At 63.8% G+C, this 26,453-nt stretch carries 26 protein-coding genes; 15 read left to right on the forward strand and 11 right to left on the reverse strand.

All coding sequences use genetic code 11. The features are described 5' to 3' along the window. Positions 1 to 139: 139 nt before the first annotated feature. Positions 140 to 457 carry a 2Fe-2S iron-sulfur cluster-binding protein gene (locus BMF35_RS00950; RefSeq protein WP_047006307.1) on the reverse strand — a complete coding sequence of 106 codons (318 nt, stop codon included), beginning with the start codon at positions 455 to 457 and terminating at the stop codon, positions 140 to 142. A 74-nt stretch (positions 458 to 531) separates the two neighbouring features. On the opposite strand from BMF35_RS00950, the gene BMF35_RS00955 reads away from it, so the two are divergent. From BMF35_RS00955 to BMF35_RS00970, 4 genes are all read left to right on the forward strand, one after another. Beyond that, positions 532 to 1,149, forward strand: a complete 618-nt coding sequence (locus BMF35_RS00955) for a DNA-3-methyladenine glycosylase family protein (RefSeq protein WP_047006308.1) — start codon at positions 532 to 534, stop codon at positions 1,147 to 1,149. Positions 1,150 to 1,203: 54 nt separating this feature from the next. After that, entirely contained in the window at positions 1,204 to 3,168 is a 1,965-nt protein-coding gene (locus BMF35_RS00960) for a S9 family peptidase (RefSeq protein WP_047006309.1), read from the forward strand. A 156-nt stretch (positions 3,169 to 3,324) separates the two neighbouring features. After that, complete coding sequence (locus BMF35_RS00965) at positions 3,325 to 4,140, forward strand: SDR family oxidoreductase (protein WP_047006310.1); 816 nt, start codon at positions 3,325 to 3,327, stop codon at positions 4,138 to 4,140. 73 nt (positions 4,141 to 4,213) lie between these two features. Beyond that, entirely contained in the window at positions 4,214 to 5,041 is an 828-nt protein-coding gene (locus BMF35_RS00970) for an SDR family oxidoreductase (RefSeq protein ID WP_071961145.1), read from the forward strand. Between the two features lie 9 nt (positions 5,042 to 5,050). Here BMF35_RS00970 and BMF35_RS00975 read toward each other — a convergent pair whose 3' ends face one another. After that, positions 5,051 to 5,338: a 4a-hydroxytetrahydrobiopterin dehydratase gene (locus BMF35_RS00975; protein WP_047006311.1), complete on the reverse strand. Its 288-nt coding sequence runs from the start codon at positions 5,336 to 5,338 to the stop codon at positions 5,051 to 5,053. 54 nt (positions 5,339 to 5,392) lie between these two features. Between BMF35_RS00975 and ccmA the strand changes: the two genes are divergently transcribed. Further along, complete coding sequence (gene ccmA / locus BMF35_RS00980; protein WP_047006312.1) at positions 5,393 to 5,977, forward strand: heme ABC exporter ATP-binding protein CcmA; 585 nt, start codon at positions 5,393 to 5,395, stop codon at positions 5,975 to 5,977. Further along, on the forward strand, positions 5,974 to 6,636 hold the full coding sequence (locus tag BMF35_RS00985; protein WP_047006313.1) for a heme exporter protein CcmB: 663 nt from the start codon (positions 5,974 to 5,976) through the stop codon (positions 6,634 to 6,636). Before ccmA ends, BMF35_RS00985 begins: the two co-directional genes overlap by 4 nt. 3 nt (positions 6,637 to 6,639) lie before the next feature. On the opposite strand, the gene BMF35_RS00990 is transcribed toward BMF35_RS00985, so the two are convergent. From BMF35_RS00990 to BMF35_RS01000, 3 genes are read right to left on the reverse strand one after another with little or no spacing between them, the layout of a single operon-like run. Further along, complete coding sequence (locus BMF35_RS00990; RefSeq protein ID WP_052765964.1) at positions 6,640 to 7,008, reverse strand: hypothetical protein; 369 nt, start codon at positions 7,006 to 7,008, stop codon at positions 6,640 to 6,642. Positions 7,009 to 7,067: 59 nt separating this feature from the next. Beyond that, entirely contained in the window at positions 7,068 to 7,892 is an 825-nt protein-coding gene (gene map / locus BMF35_RS00995) for a type I methionyl aminopeptidase (RefSeq protein WP_047006314.1), read from the reverse strand. A 37-nt stretch (positions 7,893 to 7,929) separates the two neighbouring features. Beyond that, on the reverse strand, positions 7,930 to 8,760 hold the full coding sequence (locus tag BMF35_RS01000) for a DUF4163 domain-containing protein (protein WP_071961146.1): 831 nt from the start codon (positions 8,758 to 8,760) through the stop codon (positions 7,930 to 7,932). Between the two features lie 48 nt (positions 8,761 to 8,808). Between BMF35_RS01000 and BMF35_RS01005 the strand changes: the two genes are divergently transcribed. From BMF35_RS01005 to glnA, 5 genes are all read left to right on the forward strand, one after another. Continuing rightward, positions 8,809 to 10,206 carry a leucyl aminopeptidase family protein gene (locus BMF35_RS01005; protein WP_047006315.1) on the forward strand — a complete coding sequence of 466 codons (1,398 nt, stop codon included), beginning with the start codon at positions 8,809 to 8,811 and terminating at the stop codon, positions 10,204 to 10,206. Positions 10,207 to 10,290: 84 nt separating this feature from the next. Beyond that, positions 10,291 to 10,662: a hypothetical protein gene (locus BMF35_RS01010; protein WP_047006316.1), complete on the forward strand. Its 372-nt coding sequence runs from the start codon at positions 10,291 to 10,293 to the stop codon at positions 10,660 to 10,662. Between the two features lie 2 nt (positions 10,663 to 10,664). Continuing rightward, positions 10,665 to 11,594: an N-acetyl-gamma-glutamyl-phosphate reductase gene (argC, locus tag BMF35_RS01015; RefSeq protein ID WP_047006317.1), complete on the forward strand. Its 930-nt coding sequence runs from the start codon at positions 10,665 to 10,667 to the stop codon at positions 11,592 to 11,594. Positions 11,595 to 11,840: 246 nt separating this feature from the next. Continuing rightward, positions 11,841 to 12,179 (forward strand): P-II family nitrogen regulator, encoded by a 339-nt coding sequence (locus BMF35_RS01020; RefSeq protein WP_047006318.1) that lies wholly within the window; start codon positions 11,841 to 11,843, stop codon positions 12,177 to 12,179. A 76-nt stretch (positions 12,180 to 12,255) separates the two neighbouring features. Beyond that, on the forward strand, positions 12,256 to 13,665 hold the full coding sequence (gene glnA, locus BMF35_RS01025) for a type I glutamate--ammonia ligase (RefSeq protein ID WP_047006319.1): 1,410 nt from the start codon (positions 12,256 to 12,258) through the stop codon (positions 13,663 to 13,665). A gap of 60 nt (positions 13,666 to 13,725) precedes the next feature. Here the strand turns inward: glnA and BMF35_RS01030 are convergent, their stop codons facing one another. Continuing rightward, positions 13,726 to 14,709, reverse strand: a complete 984-nt coding sequence (locus BMF35_RS01030; protein ID WP_156172070.1) for a hypothetical protein — start codon at positions 14,707 to 14,709, stop codon at positions 13,726 to 13,728. 101 nt (positions 14,710 to 14,810) lie between these two features. Between BMF35_RS01030 and BMF35_RS01035 the strand changes: the two genes are divergently transcribed. After that, complete coding sequence (locus tag BMF35_RS01035) at positions 14,811 to 16,076, forward strand: cation:proton antiporter (RefSeq protein ID WP_047006321.1); 1,266 nt, start codon at positions 14,811 to 14,813, stop codon at positions 16,074 to 16,076. Positions 16,077 to 16,085: 9 nt separating this feature from the next. Here BMF35_RS01035 and BMF35_RS01040 read toward each other — a convergent pair whose 3' ends face one another. The 3 genes from BMF35_RS01040 to BMF35_RS01050 are packed head-to-tail and all read right to left on the reverse strand — an operon-like array spanning position 16,086 to position 17,619. Then, the gene (locus BMF35_RS01040) at positions 16,086 to 16,745 is read right to left on the reverse strand and encodes a hypothetical protein (protein ID WP_047006322.1); all 660 of its coding nucleotides are present in this window, start codon (positions 16,743 to 16,745) and stop codon (positions 16,086 to 16,088) included. 26 nt (positions 16,746 to 16,771) lie between these two features. After that, positions 16,772 to 17,416, reverse strand: a complete 645-nt coding sequence (locus BMF35_RS01045) for a hypothetical protein (protein WP_047006323.1) — start codon at positions 17,414 to 17,416, stop codon at positions 16,772 to 16,774. After that, positions 17,413 to 17,619, reverse strand: coding sequence for a helix-turn-helix transcriptional regulator (locus BMF35_RS01050; RefSeq protein WP_047006324.1), 207 nt, complete (start codon positions 17,617 to 17,619; stop codon positions 17,413 to 17,415). The genes BMF35_RS01045 and BMF35_RS01050 overlap by 4 nt, the downstream gene beginning before the upstream one ends. 139 nt (positions 17,620 to 17,758) lie before the next feature. On the opposite strand from BMF35_RS01050, the gene BMF35_RS01055 reads away from it, so the two are divergent. The 3 genes from BMF35_RS01055 (at position 17,759) to BMF35_RS13490 (ending at position 20,027) form a co-directional block, all read left to right on the forward strand. Beyond that, positions 17,759 to 18,376, forward strand: coding sequence for a lysozyme (locus tag BMF35_RS01055; RefSeq protein WP_047006325.1), 618 nt, complete (start codon positions 17,759 to 17,761; stop codon positions 18,374 to 18,376). A 68-nt stretch (positions 18,377 to 18,444) separates the two neighbouring features. Continuing rightward, complete coding sequence (locus BMF35_RS13485) at positions 18,445 to 19,464, forward strand: hypothetical protein (protein WP_052765966.1); 1,020 nt, start codon at positions 18,445 to 18,447, stop codon at positions 19,462 to 19,464. A gap of 8 nt (positions 19,465 to 19,472) precedes the next feature. Beyond that, entirely contained in the window at positions 19,473 to 20,027 is a 555-nt protein-coding gene (locus BMF35_RS13490; protein ID WP_052765967.1) for a fasciclin domain-containing protein, read from the forward strand. A 60-nt stretch (positions 20,028 to 20,087) separates the two neighbouring features. On the opposite strand, the gene BMF35_RS01070 is transcribed toward BMF35_RS13490, so the two are convergent. Beyond that, on the reverse strand, positions 20,088 to 24,314 hold the full coding sequence (locus BMF35_RS01070) for a translocation/assembly module TamB domain-containing protein (protein WP_047006326.1): 4,227 nt from the start codon (positions 24,312 to 24,314) through the stop codon (positions 20,088 to 20,090). Beyond that, positions 24,314 to 26,434 carry an autotransporter assembly complex protein TamA gene (locus BMF35_RS01075; protein ID WP_082115609.1) on the reverse strand — a complete coding sequence of 707 codons (2,121 nt, stop codon included), beginning with the start codon at positions 26,432 to 26,434 and terminating at the stop codon, positions 24,314 to 24,316. The genes BMF35_RS01070 and BMF35_RS01075 overlap by 1 nt, the downstream gene beginning before the upstream one ends. Positions 26,435 to 26,453: the final 19 nt, after the last annotated feature.

The following is a 26,453-nucleotide window of genomic DNA, read 5'->3' on the forward strand; positions in this document are numbered from 1 at the left end:
CAGAACGGCGAAGCCCCCTTCTTTTCAAAGGAGGGGGTTGGGGGTGGTTTATGGTGCGACAGCACCACCCCGCTGCGACTAGGCAGCAAGCTGCCAAGTCTCACTACCCCTCCTCTGAAGAGGAGGGGTACAGCTCGCGCTAATCCTCTTCCGCAATCGTCACTTTCATCCCGTCCAGCTCGGGCGTGAACGGAATCTGGCACGACAGGCGCGAGTTCTCGTCGCGGTGATCGCTGGAATCGAGCAGGTCGTCCTCATCCTGGCCAAGCTCGGGTAGCTTGTCCTTGTAGGCCGGATCGACATGGACGTGGCACGTCGCGCAAGAGCAGCAGCCGCCGCACAGCGCCAGCAATTCATCGAACCCGTTATCGCGGATGGCTTCCATAACGGTCAGGCCATCGGCCACATCGACGGTGGATTCATCGCCGGAGCGGGTGACGACGGTAAGCTTGGGCATGGTGCTTGCAATTCCTCATCTGAAAGGCGAGGCGGACAGCTAGGCAATCACGCTGGCGATGGCAAGGTGGACAGATGGGACTGAGCGCGGCGCAGATCGAAGAAGGGCTGAATTACGTCGCCGAGCGCGAGCCTGCCATGGCCCGCGCGCTAGCAGTTGCAGGCTATCCCGAACCGCGCATCCGCCCCACCGGCTACAAGACGCTGCTTCGCACCATTGTCGGCCAGCAGGTAAGCGTGGCGGCGGCCTCAAGCATGTGGAACAAGCTCGAGGCTGAATTGGGCGAGGAATTCGGCACGGCAGACCTTCTCGCACGAGATTTCGACACTTTGCGCGCCTGCGGCCTCTCGCGGCAGAAACAGGGCTATGCGAGGTCCCTGTGCGAATTGGTGCAGGCAGGCGAGGTCGATTTCGACAAGCTCCCCGCAGATGACGAGGAAGCGATTGCGGAACTGACCAAAATCAAGGGCATCGGACGCTGGTCGGCGGAAATCTACCTTCTCTTCGCAGAAGGGCGCCCGGATATCTGGCCCGCGGGCGACCTAGCCGTGATGGCAGGCCTTGGCAAAATCCTCGGACTTGACGAACGCCCCGACGAAAAAGCCACCCGCGCCCTCGCCGAGCCATGGCGCCCCCATCGCGGAGCGACTGCCATTTTCACATGGCACTGCTACAACAATCCTGCGCTCTAGCTTGGCTTTTGGAGACACTCTCCCCACCTCTTCCAAAACACTTTGGGAAACACCATGATTGCTACCACCGCCGCCGCCCGCGTTGCCGACATTCCCCTGATCCCGCGTGATCATCTCTACGGCAACCCCGTGCGCGCACAGGGCAAGCTCAGCCCGGATGGCAGTCACGTCAGCTGGATGGCACCATGGGAAGGCGTGATGAATGTCTTTGTCGCGCCGTTTGACGATCACGATGCCGCGCGGCGCATGACCAGCGTAACCGATCGCCCCATCCCGTCTTATAGCTGGGCGCCGGACGGGCAGAGCCTGCTCTACATTCGCGACAAGGATGGCGACGAGAACTACCTGCTCTACCAGGTCGGTCTGGGAGAGGGCGCGGACGAAAAGTGCCTCACCCCGTTCGATAACACGCGCGTGCAGCTGATCGCCGCGTCGGAGCGAATTCGCGACAAGGTGCTGGTAGGCATCAACAATCGCGATCCGCGCTTCCACGATGTCCACATGCTCGATCTGACCGATGGCTCGCTGGAATTGGTCTTCGAGAACAACGAATGGGTCGGGTTCGAGGCGGATGACGACCTCGTGCTGCGTTGGGCCATGCGGCAGAATGCGGCCGGCGGCACGGACATGCACGAGATCACCGATGGCGAAGTGGCCGAGTCCCCACGCGAAGTCATCGGCATGGACGATGCACTCACCACGGGCCTTGCGGGCTATACCAATGACGGCAGCACGCTCTACTGGATCGACAGCCGTGGCCGCGACACCGCCGCGCTCTTCGCTGAAGACACCGCGACAGGCGAGCGCACGCTGATCGCGGAGCACGACAAGGCCGATATCGGCGGCACGGTGCGCGACAAGAAAACGGGCGAAGTGCGCGCCTGGTCCGCCACCTATCTGCGCACCGAGCACCACATGCTGGACGAGGAGATGCAGACGACCTTCGACTGGCTGCGAGAGCGGCTGGAAGGCGATTTCGGCATCCAGTCGCGCACCGATGACGACCGTCGCTGGCTGGTGTGGAACGACCCGCTGACAGCGCCGATTTCCAGCTACCTTTTCGACCGCGATGCGATGGAGCTGACCAAGTTCTACACCGGCAAGCCAGAGCTGGAAGGCGCGCCGCTGCAGCCGATGCATCCGCGCGAGATTGCCGCTCGTGACGGACTCGTGCTGCCCAGTTACCTCACCCTTCCCCCGGCGGTCGATCCCGATGGCGACGGCGTTCCGCAAGCGCCCGTGCCGATGGTGCTGCTGGTGCATGGCGGCCCGTGGGCGCGCGATGGGTACGGCCACAACCGGGCGCACCAATGGCTCGCCAATCGCGGCTATGCGGTGCTCAGCGTCAACTTCCGCGGCTCGACCGGCTTCGGCAAGAATTTCATCAATGCGGGCAATCGCGAATGGTCGGGCAAGATGCATGACGACCTGCTCGATGCGGTGGACTGGGCCGTAGCCGAAGGCATTGCCGAAAAGGACAAGGTCGCCATCATGGGCGGCTCCTACGGTGGCTATGCCACGCTGGTCGGCCTCACCTTTACGCCCGATGTGTTTGCCTGCGGAGTCGATATCGTCGGGCCGAGCAACTTGGAAACGCTGCTGGAGACTATTCCGCCCTATTGGGAGCCGATGATCAAGCAGTTCCATGAGCGCATGGGCGATCCTTCCACGGAGGAAGGGCGGCAATTCCTAAAGGACATAAGCCCGCTCTACCGCGCGAAGGAAATCACCAAGCCGCTGCTGATCGGCCAGGGTGCCAACGATCCGCGCGTGAAGCAGGCGGAAAGCGACCAGATCGTGGAAGCGATGGAGCGCGACGGGGTGCCGGTCACCTACGTCCTGTTCCCCGATGAAGGCCACGGCTTCGCGCGCCCCGAAAATAACATCGCCTTCAATGCGATTGCGGAGAATTTCCTCGCCGAATGCCTCGGCGGGCGGGCGGAGCCGGTCGGTGAAACTCTTGAAGCGTCCAATGCGCAAATCCTGAACGGGCGGGAGCATGTGAAGGGGCTCCGATGAACTCTAATTCTCCGCTCACCCTGAGCCTGTCGAAGGGTCGTCCTTCACTTTGAGCGCAAGGAGTAAGAGAAAGCGGTCCTTCGACAAGCTCAGGACGAGCGGAAAGACGGCAGTCACGCAGTTGACACTAATGTCAGTAACGCTATTGCCGTTGCTATGAGGGAGAGAAAAAACATCTTCATCACCGGCGGCGGCAGCGGCATTGGCCGCGCCATCGCGCAGCGTTTCGCCCGTGGCGGCTGGTTCGTCGGGCTGGCCGATATCAATCGCGCAGGGATGGAGGAAACAGCCGCTTCCCTGCCCGATGGGCAAAGCTCGATCCACATGCTCGATGTGCGCGACCCGAAGCAGTGGGAGGAAGCGTTAGCGGCCTTCTCGCAAGCTGCGGGTGGCCGGATCGACGCGCTCGCCAACAATGCCGGCGTTCCGCTGGGCGGGGACCTTGCCAAGCTCACCACCGAGGAGATCGACCGCACGCTGGCAATCAATCTCAACGGCGTGATCTACGGCGCGCGGGCGGCCTATCCGCACCTGAAGGCCGCCGCGCCGGGATCGTGCCTCGTCAATACGTGCAGCGCGGCAGGGCTATACGGCCAGGCCGGCATGACGGTCTATTGCGCCAGCAAATTCGGCGTGCGCGCCATCACCGAAGCGCTCGATGTAGAATGGGCGGCGGACGATATTCGCGTGACCGATGTGATGCCCAGCTTCATCGACACACCCTTGCTCGCCCAGTCTAGCCACGCCGCCGACAACCGCCCGATCCGCGACCGCGTGTCCGCCGCCGGGCTGGAATTCACGCCGGTCGAGGATGTGGCAGAAACCTTCTGGAACGCCGTCCACGGCAAGAAACTGCACAACCCCATCGGCAAGACGGCGAACAAGATCATGCTCGCCGCGCGCTGGCTGCCCTCCTACATCCGCGGCAAATCGCGCCAGCTCGCCCGTGACGGTCTGAAACCGATGGGTTGATTGAACACCTTTCGCGCTTCGCCCTTCGACAAGATCTGGGCGAACGGCTAACCAGCCGGTGAGAGGACAATCAGTGACCCAAAAATCCATTTTCATCACCGGGGGCGGCAGCGGCATCGGCCGCGCCATGGCGCAGAAGTTTGCGAGCGAGGGGTGGCTGGTCGGCATATCCGACCGCAACCAGCAGGGCATGGATGAAACTTGCGCCCTGCTACCCGACGGCATGTGCCACACCTACCGTTTCGACGTGACCGATGTGCCCGCGTGGGAGAACGCGCTCGCCGATTTCGCCGGGCATACAGGCGGCGCGATCAATGTCGTGGCGAATAATGCCGGCCTGCCCTCGGGCGGTCCGCTGACCGAAATCACCCATGAAGAACTGGACCTGCTACTGGACGTAAACCTGCGCGCCGTCTTCTACGGGGCGAAGGCCGCTTTTCCTTACCTCAAGCAGGCCGCGCCCGATGCCTGCCTGCTCAACACCGCCAGCGCGGCGGCGATCTACGGCGTCGCCAACCAGAGCGTATATGGCGCGACCAAGGCGGGCGTGCGCAGCATGACCGAAAGCCTGGAAGCGGAATGGATGATCTACGGGATCAAGGCCCGCTCCATCATGCCTAGCTTCATCGATACGCCGCTATTGCAGAATGCCCCCAATCGCAGCCGCAACACGCCCATCCGTGACAGCGTGGTGAAAGCCGGATTCGAATTTACGCCGGTGGAGGATGTGGCGCAGGCGGCATGGGATGCCGTCCATGGCGAGAGCACCCATGTGGTTGTCGGCAAGACGGCGAAGAAGATGAAGCTCATCGCCAAATGGTGGCCCGGCTACCTCAAGCGCCGCGCCCGTGCCCTCGCCCGCGCGCATGAAAAGAGCGAAGGACGGCCCGCGCATAGCTGACGCTTCGGTTTATAGCGCGTCGATCGCTTTCGCCATTTTCATGTCGCGCAGGGACAGGCCGTCGGCATCATGCGTGGTCAGCGTGATCTCGACGGTGTTGTAGACATTGGACCATTCGGGATGGTGGTCCTGCGCATCGGCCAGCAGGGCCACTCGGCTCATAAAGCCCCATGCCTCGCTGAAATCGGTGAATTCGAACTTGCGGTATATCGCATCGCCGTCACGCGCCAGCTCCCAGCTCTCCAGCGCGGAGAGCCATGTTTCGCGTTCGCTTTCGGACAATTTCTCGACGGCCATTCGGGCACTCCCATGCTTGCGTGTTGCGCGTTCCTTGCCCTAACGCGTGAGCCGATGGAAGTGCCCCGCCTTGCCGCCCGCGACCTGGCCTGCCGCCGCGGCGATCGCGTGCTGTTTGCCGACCTCTCGCTGGCGCTGGACAGCGGCGAGACTTGTCATGTGACCGGCGCCAACGGCACGGGGAAATCGAGCCTCATCCGCATCCTTGCCGGATTGCTTCGCCCGTTCGAGGGCAAGGTGCGCCGCACCGGCAGCATTGGGCTGATCGACGAACGCCTCGCGCTGGACGAACACATGCCGCTGGGCCGTGCGCTCGCCTTCTGGCACGCGCTCGATGGCGGCGCAGATGGGGCGAAAGGCGTCGAGACCATGCAGCTGGGCGATTTGCTGGATGTGCCGGTGCGCTACCTCTCCACCGGACAGCGCAAACGCGCTTCCCTTGCCCGGCTGGTCGCCTCGCGCAGCCGCATATGGCTGCTGGACGAGCCGCTGAACGGCCTCGATGCCGATGCGCGCGGCGCGCTCGAGGCGCTGATTGCGCAGCATTGCGGCGATGGCGGCATTGCCTTGGTCGCCAGCCACCAACCCGTAAGCCTTCCGCAGGCGCAAGTCCTGCATCTGCCGGATTACGCCGCATGAAGGGTCTCGGCCCTCTCCTGCTACGCGATCTCGCATTGCTCCTTCCGGGCGCGCGCAGGGGTAACACGCTGTTGCCGCTGCTGTTCTTCCTCGCCGTCGCCATGCTCTACCCCTTCGCCGTGGGGCCGGAGCCAGAGCTGCTGGCGGCGACGGGCGGCGGGGTCATCTGGGTGGCGGCGCTGCTGGCTGCCATCCTGCCGCTCGACAGGCTGCTCGCTCCCGACCTCGAAAGCGGTTTCTTCGACCAATGGGCATTGCGCGGTATCGCAGAGGAGATGATCGTCGCCATCCGGCTAGCTGCGCACTGGCTGAGCTTCGGCCCGTTTCTGATGCTGGCCGCAGTCCCGGCCAGCGCACTGCTCGGGATAGACGGCGAGACCTTGAGAACGGTCCTGTGGGGATTGCTGGCGGGTACGCCCGGCCTCGCCGCCATTGGCATCATCATCGCCAGCCTCACCGTGGCCCTTCGCGGAGGCGGTGCGGCTTTGGCAGGCCTGCTTGTTATCCCGCTGGCCGTGCCGCTGTTGATCTTCGGCGCAGGCTCGCTCTCGACCGGAGGCGAAACCGGCCTCGCGCTGACCGGGGCGATAAGCCTGCTGCTGGTGGCGATCGCACCCTTCGCTGGTGGTGCTGCAATCAGGGCTGCCCGGGAGGGATGAGCCTTACCGCGGCGGCTGGTAGTCCGCGCGGCGAAGGGTCAGCATGTAGTCGGTGAGCGTTTCCGCTTCGTCCTCTTCCAGATAAAAATCCATCTGCTCGGGATAATTGTGCGCCTCGATAAGCCATGCGCGCAGCGTTTCGCGCGTCAGGCCGGGCGTATTGGCGATGACGTAGAACTCCGGCGCATCGGGGTTCGGCGACAAGCCGTAGGGCTTGACCGAATGGCAACCGGCGCACGCCGCCTGCGCCAAGGCATGCGCTTCGCTGGAAGCAGCGGGCGCCGCGACGGTTTGGATCGGCTGCACGGGCGTGGCAGCGCAGGCAGCAACGATGAGCGGCAGACAGCAAGCAAGCAGTGGGTGGCGGGGCATTGGGGCATCTCCTCTGCCGCCGGTATGCCAGCGGCAGCCCCCAATGACTTTGCGCCAGATCAATAAGGCGGCTGGTCCAGACCCTTCGGACTTGCCGTGAAAATCTCCGCGCCATCCTCGGTAATGCCGATGGAGTGTTCGAACTGCGCCGAGAGGGACTTGTCGCGCGTTACCGCCGTCCAGCCGTCATTGAGCAGTTTTACATGCGGGCGGCCGAGATTGATCATCGGCTCGATGGTCATGAACATGCCCGCTTTCAGCTCCGGCCCAGTGCCCGCGCGTGCCGCATGAACGACCTCGGGCGCATCGTGGAACAGGCGGCCAAGGCCGTGGCCGCAGAACTCGCGCACCACGCCATAGCGGTTGCGCTCCGCATATTTCTGGATCGCCGCGCCGATATCGCCCAGCCGCGCACCGGGGCGCGCCTCGGCAATGCCGATCATCAGGCATTGATAGGTGACTTCGACCAGCTTCTTGGCCTTCAGCGGCGGCTCGCCTGCAAAATACATGCGGCTGGTGTCCCCGTGCCAGCCATCCAGCAGCGGGGTGACGTCGATATTGACGATATCGCCATCCTTCAGCCGCTTGTCCGCCGGGATGCCGTGGCACACGACGTGGTTGATGCTGGTGCAGCAGGAATGCGTATAGCCGCGATAGCCGAGTGTCGCGGGCACCGCGCCGCCATCCAGCATCATTTCGCGTACGCGCGTATCCAGCTCTGCCGTGGTGACGCCGGGCTGCACCAGCGTGGTCATCTCGTCGAGAATTTCGGCAGCGAGGCGTCCGGCTTTGCGCATGCCTTCGAAGCCTTCGGGCCCGTGCAGCTTGATGGTGCCGTCGCGATAGACGGACTTGTCGTCGGTAACGTGCTGGTATTGCGTCATGCGGCCCACATAGGCGCTTTGCCGCGCAAATGCGAGGTCAGTTGCGCACCGCGAAAGCGCCGCGGAGTTCCTCGCGCACCACCTCGAGCAATTCGGGCGTCACCGGGAAGGTGAACTCGTAGCTGCCTTCCGCATATGGCCCCGCGACATAGGGCGCGATCTGTATGCCGATGCGATTGAACAATGCGCCATCGGTGGAGCCTAGCAGGACGTTCGTCTCATCGGGTGCGACGCACTGTTCGAACTCGTCTGCGGAGCCTTCCTCCACCGGCGCGCCGCGACGCCGCTCACGCTCGGCATTCAGCGCCTCGCAAAGCTGCTCACCCAAAGCCGCATCCAGCGCCTCGCGCGAGGTGAAAAATGCAATCGGGTTCAGCGCAACGCCGCGCTCTTTGTCCCACACGATGGTGTCGAAGCCGTAATTGGGGTGCGCCCCGCCTTGGTAGCTGGAAAGGTCCGCCGAAAGGCTCAGCCAGTCGGGCAGGTCTGCCACCACTTCCCAACTGGTGGAACTGGAATAGGTGTTGAACGGAAAGCCGTTGTCGCGCGCCTCGCGTCGTTCTCGCGTCGCCTCGGCCGCCAGCGCCTCCCGCTCTGCCGCCAACCGCGTGTCTAGCCAACTGGCAAGACCATCCACTTCGCCCGCGGCCTGCGGGTAGGAATATTCGAAAATAAACAGGTCAGTGCGTTCGGAAACCTGACGCGCGCCGCCCGTGGGCGTGGCCGTGCTGTCACCATCCGGCGTATCCGTGGCGACCGGCGGCGACGGCGGAACGTCCTCTGGCGTCTGCACTTCGCCTTCGCAGCCTGCCATCAATAATGCCGCGAGGAGGGCTGGAACCGTAAGACAGGTGAATCGTCGCTTCATCACGCGCCACCCTTTCCAAATGGCGCTGAAAACGGCAAGCGGAATTCCATGACCATCGCACCAGACCTGATCCAGCCGGATCGCGGGCAGGACGCCACGCCGATCCACCTCGTCAACACCGACACGTTCGAGACTTTCGCCAAGGGGCTGAGCGGCCCGCAGCGCGCGGCGCTGGAGGCGCAGAAATTCAACGGCGGCGGCTATCAGGTCGGGATCGTGCCCGCCAAAAACACAGACGACGAGAGCTGGTTCGCGGTGGGCGGCGTCGCCGATCCGGACGAGCTTTCCGCTTGGTGCATGGCGAAACTGGCAGAGCAGCTGCCCGCAGGCACCTATCGCCGCGCGGAGAACCACCAGCCCGGCCCTGCCATGTTTGGCTGGATGACGGCGCAATACCGCTTCGACCGCTATCGCAAGGAAGACGATCCCGAAGGTCCGCGCATATTGCTCACCAAGGATGCCGCCAAGATCGACCTGGTCACGGCAGAAGCGCAGGCCGCGAGCCTGGTGCGCGATCTCGTCAACACCCCCGCCGAAGACATGGGCCCTGCCGCTTTGGAGGACGAGGCCGAACGGATCGCCAAGGCCTATGACGCCAAGCTGGAAGTGGCGCGCGGCGACACGCTGGAAAAGGGCTTCCCAATGGTACACGCTGTCGGCCGCGCCGCTGCGCGCAGCCATGCGCCGCGCCTGATCGAGCTGGACTGGGGCAGTGACGATCACCCCCGCGTCGCCATTGTCGGCAAGGGCGTGTGCTTCGATTCCGGCGGCCTTTCGATGAAGACGGGGCGCGGCATGCTGCTGATGAAAAAGGATATGGGCGGCGCGGCCCATGCTCTGGCGCTGGCCGAACTCATCATGAAAACGGGCCTGAAAGTGCGCCTGCATTGCGTGGTCCCCGCTGTCGAGAATGCGGTTGCCGGAAACGCTTTCCGCCCGGGCGACGTACTGCAGACCCGCAAGGGGCTGACGGTGGAAATCAGCAATACCGATGCCGAAGGCCGCTTGATCCTCGGCGACGCGCTGACGCTGGCGAGCGAGCACGATCCCGAACTGATTATCGACTTTGCCACCCTGACGGGCGCAGCGCGCGTCGCCCTCGGGCCGGACCTGCCCGCGCTGATGGCGCGGCGCGACCAGACGGCGGAACAGCTGATTGCCGCGGGCAAGGATCATGACGACGAACCGTGGCGCCTGCCTCTCCAGCAAACCTATGCCGAATGGCTGAAATCCGAAATCGCCGACACCGATAACAGCCACTCCAATGGCTTTGCAGGGGCCAGTGTTGCGGGCCTCTTCCTCGACAAGTTCGTGGGCGAGAATATCGACTGGGCGCATTTCGATACCTTCGCGTGGAACCCACAAGCGCGCCCCGGTCGGTCCAAGGGCGGCGCGGCGCTGGGCCTTCGCGCAGCCTTCCATATGCTGCGCGGACGGTATGGTTGATGCGGCCTTATGGTCCGTCTTGCATGGCCGTTGACACGAATGTAAGCGCACCCGATCCTTCAGGGGCATAACAGAACAGAACGGATGACCGCAGGCGTGAGCCAGAACGATACCGATATTGCAACAAGCGCAGCGCAAGGGCCGTTTGCACTGAGCGGACCGGTAGGCAAGCCCGATCCGCGCCGTGTGCCCCTGCGCGGGGATCTCGCGCATATCGGCCTCGCGGGCACCCATTTCGTGCCGCATTATGCCGTTCCCCAGCCGCGCACCGTGCTGCCTGGCGGCGCGCCCTTGCTGGCAGAAGCGAGCGAAGCAGGTGAAGAGCTCTGCGTACTGATGGAAGGCGACAGCTTCGAAGTTCTCGACGTGATGCGCGAATGGGCTTGGGGCTGCCTCTCGCTGGAAGGTCCGGTAGGCTATATCCGGCTCGACCGGCTTGAAATGCTCGCAGGATAATCGTGGCACATACGGTTTTCATCGATGGCGCCGCAGGCACGACCGGGCTGGAAATTACCGAGCGGCTGAAAGATCGCAGCGAGTTCGACATCATCCGTCTGAACGATGAAGAGCGCAGGGATACAGACTGCCGCAAAACCGCGCTGAACTACGCCGATTTCGCCATTCTCTGCCTGCCGGATGACGCCGCGCGCGAGGCCGTGGCGCTGATCGACGAAGGTTCCGGAACGCGGGTGATCGACGCTTCCAGCGCGCACCGCACCGCGTCGAACTGGACCTACGGCTTTCCCGAACTTGTCGGCCCCAGCGTGATTGCCGGCGCGCAGCGGGTCAGCAATCCGGGCTGCTACCCCACCGGCTTTCTCGCGCTGATCGCGCCGCTCGTGCGCGCCAAGCTATTGCCGCGCGACTGGCCTTACACGGTCAATGCGGTGTCGGGCTATTCCGGTGGTGGGAAATCGCTGATCGAACGGTTCGAAGGTGAAGGCAACGATATCGCTTTTCGCGCCTATGGCATGGATCTCGGTCACAAGCATCTGGCCGAAATGCAGAAGAAATCGGGCCTTGCCAATCCGCCGGTTTTCGCGCCCGCCGTGGTGCCCGGCTTTCGCGGCATGGTGGTGGAAGTGCCGCTGGCAATCAGCGCCATGCGCAGCGCCTCCACGCCTGCCAAATTGCGCGACGAGCTGGTGCGCTATTATGCCGAAAGTCCGGTAGTAACAGCGCACGAAACGGTGCCGCCCGAAATACTGCTGCGCAAGGATGCCCAGCCGACCGACCGGCTCGACCTCTATGTCGCCAGCGACGAGGCGGGCGATACGGCGCGGCTTATCGCGGTACTAGACAACCTCGGTAAGGGCGCGAGCGGTGCGGCGGTTCAGTCGCTCAACCTGATGGCGGACACCGATCCGGTCGCTGGCCTACGGCTCTGACAGTCTGCCTGAAAATTAGGCAGTGTTGCTGGTGAATGCGGCAAATCTGGTCGCTTTTTTGTGCCTGCTAGAGCCAGAAAGCGGGGCTTCGACAGCCGATCTTCGGCCTTTCGCCTAGACTATCGACCGTCTAACCTTCGGCTGGCGACTCTGGCATGATTCTTGTTAGATCGCGGGCAGGGAACAAGCCGAACCGCAAGGCGTCCGTTCAAGAGGACGTTCCAACGGGCCAATAACAGGGACACCGTGAAAAAGATCGAAGCCATCATCAAACCCTTCAAGCTCGACGAAGTGAAGGATGCGCTGCACGAAGTGGGTGTGTCCGGCATCACCGTTACCGAAGCGAAGGGCTTCGGCCGGCAGAAGGGGCATACGGAGCTTTATCGCGGCGCCGAATATGTCGTCGATTTCCTGCCCAAGGTGAAGCTGGAAATCATCGTGCCCGACACTCTGGCAGGGCAGGTGACCGAAGCGATCGCCAACGCCGCGAGGACGGGCCGCATCGGCGATGGCAAGATCTTCGTGTCCGACATTGCATCCGCCATCCGCATCCGCACCGGAGAGCAGGACGAGGACGCGCTTTGACCTCTTTGGCGCGGCAGCAAGACTGCCACGCCCCAACCCAGCGACAAACACCCAGTTCACAAAAGGAAAGACCAACATGGCAAGTGCATCGGATATCGTGAAGCGCATCAAGGAAGAGGAGATCGAGTGGGTCGACCTTCGCTTCACCGATCCCAAGGGCAAGTGGCAGCACCTTTCGATGTGCGCCAGCGTGCTGGACGAGGATGCGCTGGAAGAAGGCCTGATGTTCGACGGCTCCTCCATCGAGGGTTGGAAGACGATCAACGAATCCGACATGATCCTGCGCCCGGACATGGACGCAACCTGGATCGATCCGTTCAGCGCCACGCCGATGCTGGCGATCAACTGCGACATCGTGGAGCCGAGCAATGGCGAATTGTACGATCGCGATCCCCGCTCCACCGCCAAACGCGCCGAATCCTACCTGAAAAGCACCGGCATCGGTGACACCGTCTATGTCGGGCCGGAACCCGAATTCTTCATGTTCGACGATGTGCGCTTCGAGGATGGATATGCCGGCTCGGGCTACCAGATCGACGATGTCGAACTGCCGACCAATGCCGGCACCGAGTTCGAGATGGGCAATATGGCGCACCGCCCGCGGGCCAAGGGCGGCTATTTCCCCGTCGCGCCGGTCGATAGCGCCATGGATATCCGTGCCGAAATGGTCTCGACCATGATGGAAATGGGCCTGCCCATGGACAAGCACCACCACGAAGTGGCCGCCGCCCAACACGAGCTTGGCATCACCTTCGGCACGCTGACCGAAACCGCCGACCGCGTGCAGGTGTACAAATACGTCGTGCACCAGGTCGCCCATGCCTATGGCAAGACGGCGACTTTCATGCCCAAGCCAATCAAGGACGATAACGGCAGCGGCATGCACACCCACATGTCGATCTGGAAGGATGGCAAGCCGACTTTCGCGGGTAATGAATATGCCGGCCTGTCGGAAACCTGTCTCCATTACATCGGCGGCGTCATCAAGCACGCCAAGGCGCTGAACGCCTTCACCAACCCCACCACCAACAGCTACAAGCGTCTGGTGCCGGGCTTCGAGGCGCCCGTGCTGCTGGCCTATTCGGCGCGCAACCGCTCTGCCTCATGCCGTATTCCCTATGGTTCGGGCGAGAAGGCCAAGCGCGTGGAATTCCGTTTCCCCGATGCGCTGGCGAACCCGTATCTCTCCTTCTCCGCACTGCTGATGGCGGGCCTCGACGGGATCGAGAACAAGATCCACCCGGGCGATGCGATGGACAAGAACCTCTACGATCTGCCGCCAGCCGAACTGGCCGACGTGCCGACCGTCTGCGGCAGCTTGCGCGAGGCGCTGCTGGCGCTGAAGGACGATCACGAATTCCTGCTGAAAGGCGGCGTGTTCTCCAAGGACCAGATCGACGCCTATGCGGACCTGAAATGGGACGAAGTGCTGCGCTTCGAAACCACGCCGAGCCCGGTCGAGTTCGATATGTATTATAGCAGCTGATCGGGCACCGGAACCTACAAAAGGGGCCGCGCGGGAAACCGGGCGGCCCTTTCTCTATCATCAGTCGACCGGCGTCGTCTGGATGACGGGCGGTGGCATGCTGCGAAACCGTTCGGCTCTCCTCTGACGCATGGCTTGCCGGTGCTGCGAAAGAACACCGCGGCACCATTCGCGTAACGGATCGCGGGCGGTGCGTGGCCGGTCGAACTCGCGAAAGCGTTGCCAGTCCAACCCCTCGATAACGCACGCCGCTGCACTTTCCCATTCGTGCGCCTCGGCATAGATGAACAGCCGCGCCCCATCCGCCAGATCGGCAAAGCCGGAATGCCAGCCGAACAGGGGCAGAGCCATGGACCGGGTTATCGTTCGTGCACCAGCGTATGTATCGAGTGCGGTATCGGGATTGAAATCCGATGAATAGCCATCGGGAAGCTCCACCACGGCAAGATGAATTCCGGGTTCCACTTCGGCATTGTGGCGAAAAATCCTATACCCTGGCCGGTGAGGGTCGATCGGCGTCGTGTCCCCTGCCATCTGCGGCACACAGGTGTTCGGATCGGCCCATAGATTTGTAAAGCGCCAGCGATCGGCGAAGCGATGGGGCGCGGGCAAGTCGTCGGCGCGGATCGTAAAGCGACAAGCGTCGAACACATCCCGGACACCGTCTTGACGCAGCATGGTCCACGGATCGTCGCCATCCGGTCCGGGAAACTCGCCAAAGAACGGGATGGCGTAAAACACCCCGCCTTGCGGGCCGACAGCTCCGATCAGCAACCTGTCGCCCCTGTGGCCGATCTGCTCGCCAAACCCGACCGGCGCCTCGCCCAGATCGGCGGCCTCTTGCAAGGCGCGCGTCCGCAACTCGTCGCGCAAAGTAGAAAATCGTTGCTGCTTCTCGCTGCCGAGCTTGTCCTCTGCGCCATCCGGCATTTCCAGTACGACTGATTGCGGCCCATCGCTCGGGTGATCGGCGAAACCGGCTCCGCACGCCAGCAGGAGAACCGCCAGCAGCGGTGCCAAACCTCCCGTAATTCTCGTCGCCATTCATGGCCCTCCCGACAAAGCCCTGCTGCTCGGTGATAATATGCAAAACTTTCCCGCCAGTGAAACCGGAGACTTTCCGGCATCCGGCGCGTTCCATGCCCATGGACGGTCCTTTCTTCAGCCTCTCGCCCTATCACGTGCTGCTTGCAGGCTGCGGGCTCGCCATCGTGCTCGCCTACTGGCTGCCGCGCTTCTTCTCTGGGCGCGAGCCCGCCGCATCGGCGCTGCTGATCCTTGGCGGATTGCTGAGTTTCGGCCTGCTGCCGGGCGTGCCCGAAGCCTTCAGCCCGCTCGATAGGCCCGGCTTCTGGCAATATGCGAGCGAGTTCGCGGTCATCGTCGCGCTGTTCGGTACAGGGCTGCGGATCGACCGGCTGACGGGCAAGGGCAAGTGGACACCTACCGTGCGCCTGCTCGCCATTGCCATGCCGCTCTGCATCGTCGCGGTCGTTGTATTCGGCACGGCTATCGGGCTGACGCTGGCAGGCGCGGTGTTGTTGGCCGCCGTGATGGCGCCAACCGATCCGGTGCTGGCCGCGGACGTTCAGGTCGGCCCGCCGCTGGAAGGCGGTGAGCATCCGGTGCGTCTCGCCCTCACGGCAGAGGCTGGCCTTAACGACGGGCTCGCCTTTCCTTTCGTCTATCTCGCCATCTTCATCGTCGCGGCGCAGGGCGCGGCGGGCGAGTGGATCGGCGAATGGTTCGGCCTTTACGTGGTCTACAAGATCGGCGTGGGCGTGCTGTGCGGTATCGCTGCTGGCTGGCTACTAGGCAAAGTCCTGTTCGGCCTGCCCAAGGCCAACCCGCTGGCGCGCACCGGCACGGGCGTTATCGCGCTCGCGGGCGTTCTCCTCACCTACGGCGCGACGGAGCTGGTGGAAGGCTACGGCTTCATCGCGGCCTTCGTAATGGGGCTGGTGCTGCGCCGCGCGGAGGCGGACCATGAATATCACGCCCGCCTGCACAGCTTTTCCGAGGCGCTGGAACATGCCGTCACGGCAATCCTGCTGGTGCTGATCGGTGGCACGATCCCGGCGCTATGGCCCTATCTCGACTGGCAGCATGCCGCGCTTGGCCTAGCGCTCATTTTCCTCATCCGGCCGATCAGCGGGATGCTGGCGCTGGCAGGCACGAACCTGTCATTAAAACAGCGCGGCGTGGTGGCTTTCTTCGGAGTGCGCGGGCTCGGCTCTATCTATTACATGGCCTATGCGGGCAGCCAGCTGGATCTGGTGGACGAAGGCGCGCTGTGGGCGACGGTGGTGTTTACCATCCTCGTATCGACCGTGGTTCACGGCCTCAGCGCGGGTAGCCTCGTATGGGCCGCGACGCATGACGATGACGAGCCGCGACCCAAGGATGCCTGACACCGCGCTCTAGCGCATTTTCATCATGCCGCGCCGTCCCACCACGATGAAAGCGGCGAGAAGCAGGAAGGCCCAAAACATCGTCAGCCAATCCAGCGGAGCCGGTCCCGCTGCGTAGCCGAGATGGGCCAGCAAGCTCCAAGTGCCGCCCGCCAGCACCACGATATAGAAGGCAAGGCCGGCAGTCTCGCTACCCACCGCGCGCATCAATTCGTCCTGCAGGCGCCATGACCTAATCGAGGTGATAGCAGCAACAACCAGCAGCACGGCACAGGCCATCAACGTGGTGGCAGGCGCGCTGACGCCGCCCTCCCCGCCCAGCGCAGCCATCACCAGTAGCCCGCCCAAGGCCAGCATGCCGATACCGCTGCCCAGCAACATAGGTTTCTGCTCGCGCAGTTCGTCGGCATCCTCGACATTGAGGAACCTGGCACCCGCGTTCGGGGCGACGAGGCCAAACAGGACCGAGGCTCCCGTCAGCGCATAGAGCATGGCGACCAGCAAGGCGATCTCTTCCGATGCGCCAAGGCTGCCCAGCACGCCGCTATCGGCCAATCGCAGCGCACCCATCGCGCCGATAAATCCGATGAGGCCGCCCAGCCCGACCGAGAAGATAGTCTTTTTCGTGCGGCGCTTGTTATCCGCCTGTTCGATATCGATGTCGGCCATCGTCCCTGTCCCTTCAGTGTCCACAATCAATCATCTTCGAGCATGCCGCGCCGTGCGACGGCGACTACGGTGCCGACAAGCGCGAGCACCCAGAACATCGTGACGAGCACCAGCATCGTCGGGTCTGCGACCAGATCGAGATGACCCAGCGCCATCCACCCGCCGCCAATCGCGAGGACGAGGCCATAGGTTATGGCGGCCGATTCAAGCGTCGTTGCACGCATCAGTTCGTCGAGCATGGGAAGGCTGCGCCAATAGAGCACGCCTCCCAGTACCATGGCGCCAAGGAACATCGCTGCTCCAGCCGTGCTGCTGAGCGGCGCTCCGTGGCCCGCCAGCGCCAGAGCCGCCAGGGCTATCGCCCAAAGGATGACGGCGACCGATTGCAGCGAGAAAAGCGGCTTCTGGTCTTCCACGTCTGCTGCATCGAGCTCGCTCATGGTAGAGCGACGGAACGCCGGGCTGAGACGCGCGCCTAGCAAAAACAGGCCGAGCAGCAGATAGATAAGCGCGACGCCAAGCGCGATCACGACATCGGTTCCCACGGACGGCCACAGCTCGAAACCGTTTCGCGCCAGATAGCTGCCGATCAGATACCCGCCGCCACCGCAGATCGCCCAGACCAGCAATGTCCGCCATTTGGGTGTTTTCGAAGTCGTCGCGCTTGTCATTCCGCAGGTTCCCACTCGTCGATGAAAATGTCCGGCACGGCGACGGCAAACAGCTTCGCCATGCGGAGCGCCAAAGGCAGCGATGGATCGTATTTGTCGGTTTCCACCGCGTTGATCGTCTGGCGCGACACGCCCAGCCGCCGGGCGAGTTCGCCTTGGCTCCAGCCTTTCGCTTCCCGATAATCCTTCACGCGGTTGTTCACCGATTCGATCTCCGCTGCCTGTAAAGAGCTCTTTACTGTAAAGACCTCTTGTCAGTCAAGAGCTCTTTACACCTCTTTCCTACAGGCGTGCATCGTGCCTAGCGCCGCTGGCCCGAACACGTCAGGAAAGGCCCACCCCATGAACCGCAAACCCATCTTCGACACGCTGCGCCGCATCCTCGGCCGCCCGCTCCGGCAGGGCGAGGTCGCGCGGCTGGATGGCGCTCTGGATATTTCGCACCAGGACAGTGCTCCATGTGCTCCAGGTTACGACGAGACGCACGACACACCGCGCCGCATCAGCCCGCGCGGGATAGCCCTCATCAAGCAGTTCGAAGGCTGTGCGAAGCTGCGCCGGGACGGGCGCGTGGAGGCCTATCCCGACCCCGGGACGGGCGGCGATCCTTGGACCATAGGCTGGGGTGCGACCGGCGTCGGCATCGGCCCCGGCACCGTCTGGACCAGGGATGCCTGTGATGCACGGCTGGAGGCGGACCTTGAACGCTATGCAGACGATGTGGCACGCGCCCTTGGCGATGCACGCACCAGCCAGGCGCAGTTCGACGCTCTGGTCAGCTTCCACTACAATACAGGCGCCATCGCCAAGGCGACGCTCACCCGCAAGCACAGGATAGGAGACTTCGCCGGAGCCGCGCGCGAATTCGACCGCTGGTGCTATGCGGGCGGGCGCGTAATGCGCGGCCTCGCGCGCCGCCGCACGGCTGAGGCGAAACTCTATCGATCCGCCGATGGGTAAACACAGCTTAACCTACGTTAGGAACCACGTTGGTCGCCGCGCCGTTGGAGGGCTAAAGGAAGGTTCGAATGAAACTGTTACTGACAAGCATCTCCGCTGCCGCGCTGCTGGCCGCGCCCGTGCTGGCGCAGGGCAATGGAAACGGCAATCGCGGCAATGATCGCGCTGCGCAACAGGACAATCGCGGCAATGGCAATGCCAATCGCGGCAATCGCGGCGGCGGCCAGGAAGCGCGCGGCAACCGTGGTGGCGGCAACGGAAACGCCAATCGCGGCAATCGTGGAGGGCCGCCCGAAGTCCGCGGCAATGGCAATCGCGGCGGTCCGCCCCAGGCCCGTGGAAACGACCGTGGCGGTCCGCCTGTGGCGCGCGGCAATGGCAATCGCGGCAACGACAACGCGTTTCGAGGCAACGGAAACGGCAATCGCGGCGGCGGCAATGACCGTATCGGCATCCGCTATGACGACGGACCGGTCCTGGACTTCCGCCGCGATACGCGCCGCATTGCAGACGGCTGCCCTCCGGGCCTTGCGCGCAAATACAATGGCTGTCGCCCGCCCGGCCTCGCCCGCCAGCAGGACCGTGACAGCTACCGTCGTTATGCGCCGGACTGGTGGGGCTATGGCGACGCATTCGGCGACCGCCGCGGCTCCTACTTCTACGATGACGGCTTCCTGCTGCGCCTCGGCGATGGCGGACGCATTTCCGGCTTTATACCGCTGCTCGGCGGCGCGCTCAGCATCGGCAATGCATGGCCCGACGACTATCGCTATGCCCGCGTGCCGGCCTATTACGAGAGCTATTACGGCCTCGGTCCGGCAGACCGCTACCGCTATGCCGACGATGTAATCTATCGCATGGATCCGGAGACCGCCGCGATCACCGGCATTGCAGCGCTGCTGACGGGCAACGATTTCACCGTGGGCCAGCGCATGCCGCGCGGCTACGATGTCTACAACGTGCCCTACAGCTATCGCGACCGGTATTACGACCGCCCCGATGCCATGTATCGCTACAACAACGGCTATGTTTACGAGATCGACCCCGAGACGATGCTCGTCGCCTCCGCCATCGAATTGCTGATGTGAGGGAGGGCATGATGACCAAGGCCTTCAAGGCCATTCTGGCACCCGCCGCGCTCATCGGCATGGCAGCTTGCAGCCCTTCGGGCGAAAGCGAGGAGATCGCTGTCGAGGATACCAGCAATGAGACGCTGGCGACGCTCATCGGCGGGGCAAGCGACCTTTCGACCGCGTCCTCCATCCTGTCCGATGCGGGCTTGCAAAGCCTGTTCGACGGCAGCACACCATATAGTCTGTTCGCGCCGAATGACGCCGCCTTTGCTGCGGCAGACCTCTCGCTGGGCAATGCAGAGGATCGTGCAATTCGCGTGGCCGTGCTGCGCGAGCACATCGTGCCCGGCTACCTCACCGTCGAGGATATCGTGACAGCTATCGAAAGCGGCGGGGGATCGGTGGAAATGCAGACCATGGGCTCCAACACGCTTACCTTCAGCGGGGACGCGGACAAGCTTGTGGTCCGCTCTTCAGACGGCGCCGAAGCGACCCTTGCCAGCCCCGCTATGACCGGTGCCAACGGCACGGTGTTCCCTATCGACGGGGTGCTCAAAAGCCTCGACGCGCCGGGTTAGGGTTCCACGCTTAAGCAGACACGGAGGGCGGTTTCTTCGGGGGCCGCCCTTCTTGCACGGTCAATAATCGCGCCGGTATTCCGCTGCCGCCTGGTGCCTGCCGATCGTGCTCACCGTCGCCAGCAGGTTGAGCCAGCTTGTCACGCGGAACTCGGCATTGGTGGCATTGTAGCCTGCGCCATCGGTGATGATCTCGACATAGAAGCGGCGGCCGAAATTCTTGCCCAATGCCACCGCCGTGCCGCGGTCCAGCGCGGGATCGGACGGCACGATCCGCAGCCGGTCGAGGCCCACGGCATCGCGCAGCTGGTTGATCGGGCCGGATCCGCCGCCACCGCGCAGGCTGGCAACGGCCGCGCCCAGTTGCAGCGCGTCGGTGGCCGACAGGTCGGTGATGGAGCCGCCGAACAGCAGCCGCGCAAGCAGCTCCTCTTCCGGCAGCGCGGGCGTGCTGGAGAAGGCCACATCCGGCTGGCTGGCATTGCCGCGAACCGTCACCTGAACCTGCAGGTTATTGACTTCGGTTTCGGCCAGCAGGTCGATGCGCGGATCGATCGGCACATTGCGATCGAAATCGATCTCGCCGCGTGTAATCTCGAACCGCGTGCCGGCGAAGGAGTAAAAGCCCTGTCGTGGCACGATGGACACGCTGCCGCCAAGGCGGGGATCATCTGTGGTGCCGCGGATCAACAGGTTCTCGGTGCGCCATTCGCTGTCGAGACCCAGCCCGTCCACCTCGATCCCGCCCGGCGCACGCACATCGATGAGGAAGCGCCATGGCGCGGTATCGACGAATGTGGGGCGCGCATCGGCGGGCAGGTTGATTTCGGTGACCGGGATGCTGGGCAATTCGGCGATCGCTTCTGCCGCGCCGAGCTGCCAGCGTGCACTCGTGGCGGTAAGGCGACCGGCGATGGTTCCGCCCACGCCGTTGGAAACGATGCGCATCGGGCCGGTAATGGTAGCGCCCATGTTTTCCAGGTCGAGAATTTCGGCATCGCGCGCCGCAATCCGCAAGTCGATCTGCGGCCCGCGCGCTGCGGAGATGTTCGACAGGTCGATAAAGCCGCTGCCCGACACGCGGCCGCCATTGGGCGCATTGCCGGCAAAGCTGGTGATGGCGAGGCGCGAGCCGGTGAAGGTGCCGCGCGCGCTCATGCCGGTGATGTCGCTGCCCGTCAGCGCGCTGCGTACCCGCAGATTGTCGCCCGAAAGCGACCCGCGCACGCGTGGCTCGCCAAGACTGCCGCGCATATTGGCGGCGACCGCGATATCCCCGGTGATGTCCATCAGGTCTATCGCGGCAAGGCGCCACAGCGAGGCGGCAGAGCCCACATAGCGGAACTGGCCGAATAGCTCGCCAGCATAGAGCCTGTCCGTCAGCGCGCCCGATTGCGGCAGGCCGCTTATGCGCGCTTGCAGGCGTCCATCATTGCCTGCGCTGTCGCGCAGCACGGCGCGGGTCTGCAGCAGCGTTTCGGAAAGGTCCGCCACCAATGCGATATCGAGCGGCGAGGACGTGACCAGCAGGCTGGAGCGGGTAAGATCGTCGATCGAAACGCGCGCCTGCCCGACCGGCAATCCATTCGCGCCGGTTGAGATGTCCACGACGCCTGAAATCGAGCCGTTCAGCGCAAGATCGCCCATGGCCACGCCGAGGATAGAGAGCGGCATGTCGTCCATCGCGAAGCGGCCCTGCATCGGCTCCGCCCCGCCGAAGCGGCCGCTGGCGATGATGAAGCCGTCGCCATAGGACAGCTGGCTGCGCTGCAATTCCCAGCCGCCATCGGCCGTGCGCGACAGCACGGCGCGGCGCGGCATGGAAATGTCTTCTCCTTCGTAGCTGCCATCGACTGCGACGGCGAACTCGTCGGGCGTCATCTGCCCATTCACCAGCAGCTCGAACCGGGTGCCGCGCCGCCCGGCGATGGCGGCATCGAATGTGCCGGTACCATTGGTGATCTCGGCCTGCGCGGCGAGGCGACCGATAAAGATGCCGCCATAGGTCAGCCCCTGGATGTTCGCGCGCCCCTCGATCGTCGTGTTGCCCTCGGCGATGAGGCCGCTGGCATCCACCGTGCCGCGATTGATGGAGAGCGGCGTTGGCCCATCGAACACGGCATTGCGCGCTTCCAGGTCGATATCGAAGCCCTGCCCGCCATCGCGCAGGCCCAGAGCAATCGTCCCGTCCAGCCCGCCGCCCGTAATGTCGAGATCGCCCGCCACACCGCCTTCGACCAGCTCCAGCGTGCCAGCAACGGTGCTTTGCGCAACATCGAGGCGGCGGATGCGGATGGCAGTGTCGCCATTATCGGCGATGGTCAGTTCCAAATCGCCATCGAAGGCGCCCAGCAGCGATCCGCCGCTGGTCTGGATATCGAAGCCATTTTCGCTTGGCGCCAGCGACACGCGCACATCGGACAGCCCTGCAGCAGGCAGCGGATCGGCAAAGACCAGTTCCGCGCGCGGCCCGTCATCGGCCAGCGTCGCTTCCACGGTAAATTCGCCATATTCGGCATGGCGACCGAAGCCCGCGATGGAGGTTCCGGCATCGGTCACCTGCCCATCGAGCGTTGCCGTCAAAAGCGGCGCGTTTACGTCGAAATCGTTGAAGCTGAGCGGGATGGAGCCTCCCAGCACCAGCCCGCCATCGAAGCGGATATCGCCGCCTGCAAGGTTGGCGATGGTGGAATTGGTCACCTCGACCACGCGGCCATCCAGCTCTGCGCGCAAGGCCCAGTCTTGCCCGCCGCCGATGCGGAACTGGATGCGGGCATTGGCGTCGACCAGCCCGACATTGTCGAAAGGCAGATCCTGGATATTCACCGGGCCGTTGACCCGCGTCAGCCCGCTTTCCAGATCGGCATTGAGGCCCAGCCGCCCGGTCAGGCCGGGAAAGCGCACATCCAAGTTGTCGGACAGGATCGAGCCACCCGCATAGACCAGCGTGCCGCCGATATTGCCGTTATTGAGGCGCGGATCGAACAGCTCGTTGCCGCTCACGATTCTGCCGATCTCTGCGTCCAGCGGGATCACGGCTCGGGTGCCGTCGAACGTGAGCACGCCGCCCTGCCGCACGTCGGAAACCACGATGTCGCCAGCCACGATCTGGTGCACAGTGAGCTGATGCGGCATGGTAATGTCGGTGAAGGCACCATCCAGCGTGCCTTCCAGCCGCGCGCCATTGAGCGCAACGTCGGGCGAGAACAGCGCAGGGTCGAGCAGGTCTGCCGCAAAGACGAGATTGTCGAAGCGGTTGTTGGCAAGATCGATGCCGCCCGATCCATCCAGATCGACGCCGCGACCGTTCAGCATGAAATCGCCGCGCAGCACGCTGTCCACCAGTGTGCCCGACGCGCTGATTTCCACCATGCTGCCGAGTGCGCGCTGGGGCAAGCCTTCGAGCCATGCCGAAGGATCGGCGCGGCCCACCAGGCGATACTGGCCGCTTTCGTTGAACAGCTCCAGGTCGGCCAGCTCGCCGCCATTCTCGCCGCCCTGCACCGCGATCATCTCGCCGCGCCAGCTTTCCCAGCTGCCCTCGCCATCGATGCTGATGCCGATATCGTTTTCGGATCCGACCATGGTGGCGAGGAAGCCACCCGCCGGAGCCTGCCAGGTCAGGTCGATATCGAAGACATCGCCATCAGGCTGTGCATCCACCAGCATGGCAAAAGCATCGCCGCCGCCGAATGCACCATCGGCATCGAGGTATACGCGCCCGTTGCGAATGTCGGCCTCGGCAGCGAAGTCGATGACCCGCTCCTCGCCAAGCAGACCCTCCGCCACGGTCAGGTCGTCGATCACGAAGCGATCCACCCGGATGTCGAAATCTGGCAGGATCGGCGCGTCCGGATCGCCGGGCAGCAATTCGGGCACGGCGTAGAAGGTGCCGCCTGTCAGCACTAGGTGGCGTACGTCCAGCCCGCTGGTAAACCAGCGATGCGGACGCCAATTCAGGTCGACTGTGGGAATTTCGAGGAAAAGCGTGTCGTTCGCGTCGTAAAGCTTCACGTCGGAAAGCGTGCTGCTCCACAGCACCGAGCCGTCGATCTCGCCTACCTCCACGCGAAGCCCCGATGCGGGCGCGACCTTGGCAATCTGATCGACGATAAATTGGCGGCCGGGCGGCGTGTGGAGGAAAGCGATGACCAGCAGGACCAGCACGAGTATCGCGGTGACGATACCCAGCACCCAGCGCAGCACGCGTTTGGGCGCGGATGTCCGCTTCTTCTTCGTGGCCGGAGCCTGGTCCGCAGCCTCATCCACTGTGTCCGCCTCGGCCATCAGAAGGCTTGCCCCAGCGCCACATAAACCGCGACCCAATTATCGTTCGGGCCGGGATTGAGCGGCACGGCAACGTCCAGCCGGAGCGGCCCGAAGCCGGTATTATAGCGCACACCCACGCCAGCGCCGAACTTGATCGAGCTGAAATCGGGCGTCGGGTCGAGCCCGACCGAACCCGCGTCGATGAAAGGCACCACGCTGATCGCTCCGTCGAGGAAATTCGTGGGGATGCGCGCTTCTGCGGAAAGCTCCACCACACTGCGCCCGCCAATGGGATCGCCTGTATCGTTCAGCGGACCGATCTGGCGGAAGCCGTAGCCGCGCACCGATCCGCCACCACCGGCATAGAGCCTGCGCGAGGGCGCAATCGCTTGCAACGGCGCGCCGGGAATGGTCGCAAGGCGCACGCGCCCGGCCAACACCGGGCCATCCTCGCCTATCTGCTGGTAATAGGACGCATCGACCTGGCTGCGCACATAGAAACTCTGCACGCCTTCATTATCGCTCGCTTCTGGCGACAAGTTGCCGGACAGGCGCCAGCCCTCGGTGGGGTCAAGCAGGTCGTCCGAGCTGTCGAGCTGGGCGTAAAGCGGCAGGGCGGCGACGAAATACGTCTCGCGGTCCAGCTCGACTCCGTCGGCATCGCGCTCGCTTTCCTGCGTCGCGAGCACTTCCAGCCCCACGGACCAGCTGAATTCCTTCTGGAACAACAGCGTACTCACCCGCTCGAACGTGCCGACCAGCGCGACGGTGCGCGCATCGTAGGCATCGTAATCGATCGTGCTGGCATAGGCATCTACGGTCAGGATGCGGTCGCGGCCATAGAAATTGTTCTTGCGGAAGGTGATGCCCGCCAGCTGTTCCTGCGTGCCGGCAATGCCGCGCAGGCGTAGCATGCCTTCGGGCGGGAAGAGATTGCGGTGTTCCCAGCTCGCCTCGATGCGGATGCCTTCTTCGGTGCCGAAGCCGATATTGCCTGCCAGCGTGCGCGGCGGCGCTTCGGTCAGTTCGGCGCGGATATCGACGACGCCCGGTTCGTCGCCCTGCGGTTCTTCCACGACGACGGGCGTCAGCTCGACCGAACCGACAAGGCCGGTGGCGAGGATTGCGCGGCGCAGGTCGAACTCGTCGCTGCGCTGGTAGATATCGCCTTCGTCCCAGCGGGCGATACGCGAGAGGTGGCGGCTGGAGAGGAAATCCTCGCTATCGGACACGACCCCACGGAAGACATACTGCCCGCCCGGCTCGACCGGCATGGAAATGTCGCCCTCGTCGCGTTCGTGGTCGACCAGCAGGCTGGGCGGCTCGATCGCAGCGAAGGGAAAGCCGCTTTCGCCCAGCGCCTGATCGAGATCGAATTGCTCCTGCTCGATCGTATCCATCGAAATAGGATCGCCGGGATAAATCTCGTAAGCCGAACGTAGCGCCTCAAAATCGTCGCCGGTCGCAGCCAGGTTGCCAAGATCGATGGCGCCGACCGTATAGCGCACTCCGGGCAGGATATCGAAGCGCACGGCGGGCCGCTCCAGATCCGCTTCCACCGTATTGTCCACCTGCCCGACGGTGCGGATCACCTGCGCATCGAAATAGCCGTAAACGCGCAGCAGCCGGCCGAGCAGCTCCTCGTCCACCCGCGCCTGCGCTTCCAGGCGGGCAAGGTTGTCGTCGTCCTCATATTGCTCGACGCTGGAAAGGCTCTCAAACCGCTCGAGGAATTCGTCGCGTTCGGGGAAGAGGGAGGTCTCGGTCGGGAGGACCAGAACCAGCTCGTCCGAAAGACGCTCTTCGCTGCCTGCCGGGATGCGCGGAATTTCTTCCTCGAACTGGACGAACTCGATCGTCTCGTCATCCGGCTCTACCGGCTCCACATCGGCGATTTCGATATCGTCGGGCCACGGGATCGTAACGAGCGGCATCTCTGTGAGCGGCGCCGTGGGATCGAGCGTCTGCTGCATTTCCGCATCGGCGGCATCGACCGGCGGCACACCGTCCGCCGCCCATTCTTCCGGGTTCTCTACCGCGCTGTCGGGAATAAGGTCTTCGAGGCTGGGCGTGTCCTGCTGCGCTTCAGCGTCCTGCGCGAAAGCTGGCGCGCTGCACAGGGCAAGCGCCGCTGCCATAGCAGTCGCGCTGGAGCGG

It is taken from the genome of Aurantiacibacter gangjinensis, from assembly GCF_001886695.1.
GTDB lineage: Bacteria > Pseudomonadota > Alphaproteobacteria > Sphingomonadales > Sphingomonadaceae > Alteraurantiacibacter > Alteraurantiacibacter gangjinensis.

What these genes read in the sequence shown, in the direction of transcription:
- BMF35_RS00950 (WP_047006307.1), bottom strand. Translation starts at nt 457, where the DNA reads ATGCCCAAGCTTACCGTCGTCACCCGCTCCGGCGATGAATCCACCGTC.
- BMF35_RS00955 (WP_047006308.1), top strand. Translation starts at nt 532, where the DNA reads ATGGGACTGAGCGCGGCGCAGATCGAAGAAGGGCTGAATTACGTCGCC.
- BMF35_RS00960 (WP_047006309.1), top strand. Translation starts at nt 1,204, where the DNA reads ATGATTGCTACCACCGCCGCCGCCCGCGTTGCCGACATTCCCCTGATC.
- BMF35_RS00965 (WP_047006310.1), top strand. Translation starts at nt 3,325, where the DNA reads ATGAGGGAGAGAAAAAACATCTTCATCACCGGCGGCGGCAGCGGCATT.
- BMF35_RS00975 (WP_047006311.1), bottom strand. Translation starts at nt 5,338, where the DNA reads ATGGCCGTCGAGAAATTGTCCGAAAGCGAACGCGAAACATGGCTCTCC.
- ccmA (WP_047006312.1), top strand. Translation starts at nt 5,393, where the DNA reads ATGGAAGTGCCCCGCCTTGCCGCCCGCGACCTGGCCTGCCGCCGCGGC.
- BMF35_RS00985 (WP_047006313.1), top strand. Translation starts at nt 5,974, where the DNA reads ATGAAGGGTCTCGGCCCTCTCCTGCTACGCGATCTCGCATTGCTCCTT.
- BMF35_RS00990 (WP_052765964.1), bottom strand. Translation starts at nt 7,008, where the DNA reads ATGCCCCGCCACCCACTGCTTGCTTGCTGTCTGCCGCTCATCGTTGCT.
- map (WP_047006314.1), bottom strand. Translation starts at nt 7,892, where the DNA reads ATGACGCAATACCAGCACGTTACCGACGACAAGTCCGTCTATCGCGAC.
- BMF35_RS01000 (WP_071961146.1), bottom strand. Translation starts at nt 8,760, where the DNA reads ATGAAGCGACGATTCACCTGTCTTACGGTTCCAGCCCTCCTCGCGGCA.
- BMF35_RS01005 (WP_047006315.1), top strand. Translation starts at nt 8,809, where the DNA reads ATGACCATCGCACCAGACCTGATCCAGCCGGATCGCGGGCAGGACGCC.
- BMF35_RS01010 (WP_047006316.1), top strand. Translation starts at nt 10,291, where the DNA reads ATGACCGCAGGCGTGAGCCAGAACGATACCGATATTGCAACAAGCGCA.
- glnA (WP_047006319.1), top strand. Translation starts at nt 12,256, where the DNA reads ATGGCAAGTGCATCGGATATCGTGAAGCGCATCAAGGAAGAGGAGATC.
- BMF35_RS01030 (WP_156172070.1), bottom strand. Translation starts at nt 14,709, where the DNA reads ATGGCGACGAGAATTACGGGAGGTTTGGCACCGCTGCTGGCGGTTCTC.
- BMF35_RS01035 (WP_047006321.1), top strand. Translation starts at nt 14,811, where the DNA reads ATGGACGGTCCTTTCTTCAGCCTCTCGCCCTATCACGTGCTGCTTGCA.
- BMF35_RS01040 (WP_047006322.1), bottom strand. Translation starts at nt 16,745, where the DNA reads ATGGCCGACATCGATATCGAACAGGCGGATAACAAGCGCCGCACGAAA.
- BMF35_RS01045 (WP_047006323.1), bottom strand. Translation starts at nt 17,416, where the DNA reads ATGACAAGCGCGACGACTTCGAAAACACCCAAATGGCGGACATTGCTG.
- BMF35_RS01055 (WP_047006325.1), top strand. Translation starts at nt 17,759, where the DNA reads ATGAACCGCAAACCCATCTTCGACACGCTGCGCCGCATCCTCGGCCGC.
- BMF35_RS13485 (WP_052765966.1), top strand. Translation starts at nt 18,445, where the DNA reads ATGAAACTGTTACTGACAAGCATCTCCGCTGCCGCGCTGCTGGCCGCG.
- BMF35_RS13490 (WP_052765967.1), top strand. Translation starts at nt 19,473, where the DNA reads ATGATGACCAAGGCCTTCAAGGCCATTCTGGCACCCGCCGCGCTCATC.
- BMF35_RS01070 (WP_047006326.1), bottom strand. Translation starts at nt 24,314, where the DNA reads ATGGCCGAGGCGGACACAGTGGATGAGGCTGCGGACCAGGCTCCGGCC.
- BMF35_RS01075 (WP_082115609.1), bottom strand. Translation starts at nt 26,434, where the DNA reads ATGGCAGCGGCGCTTGCCCTGTGCAGCGCGCCAGCTTTCGCGCAGGAC.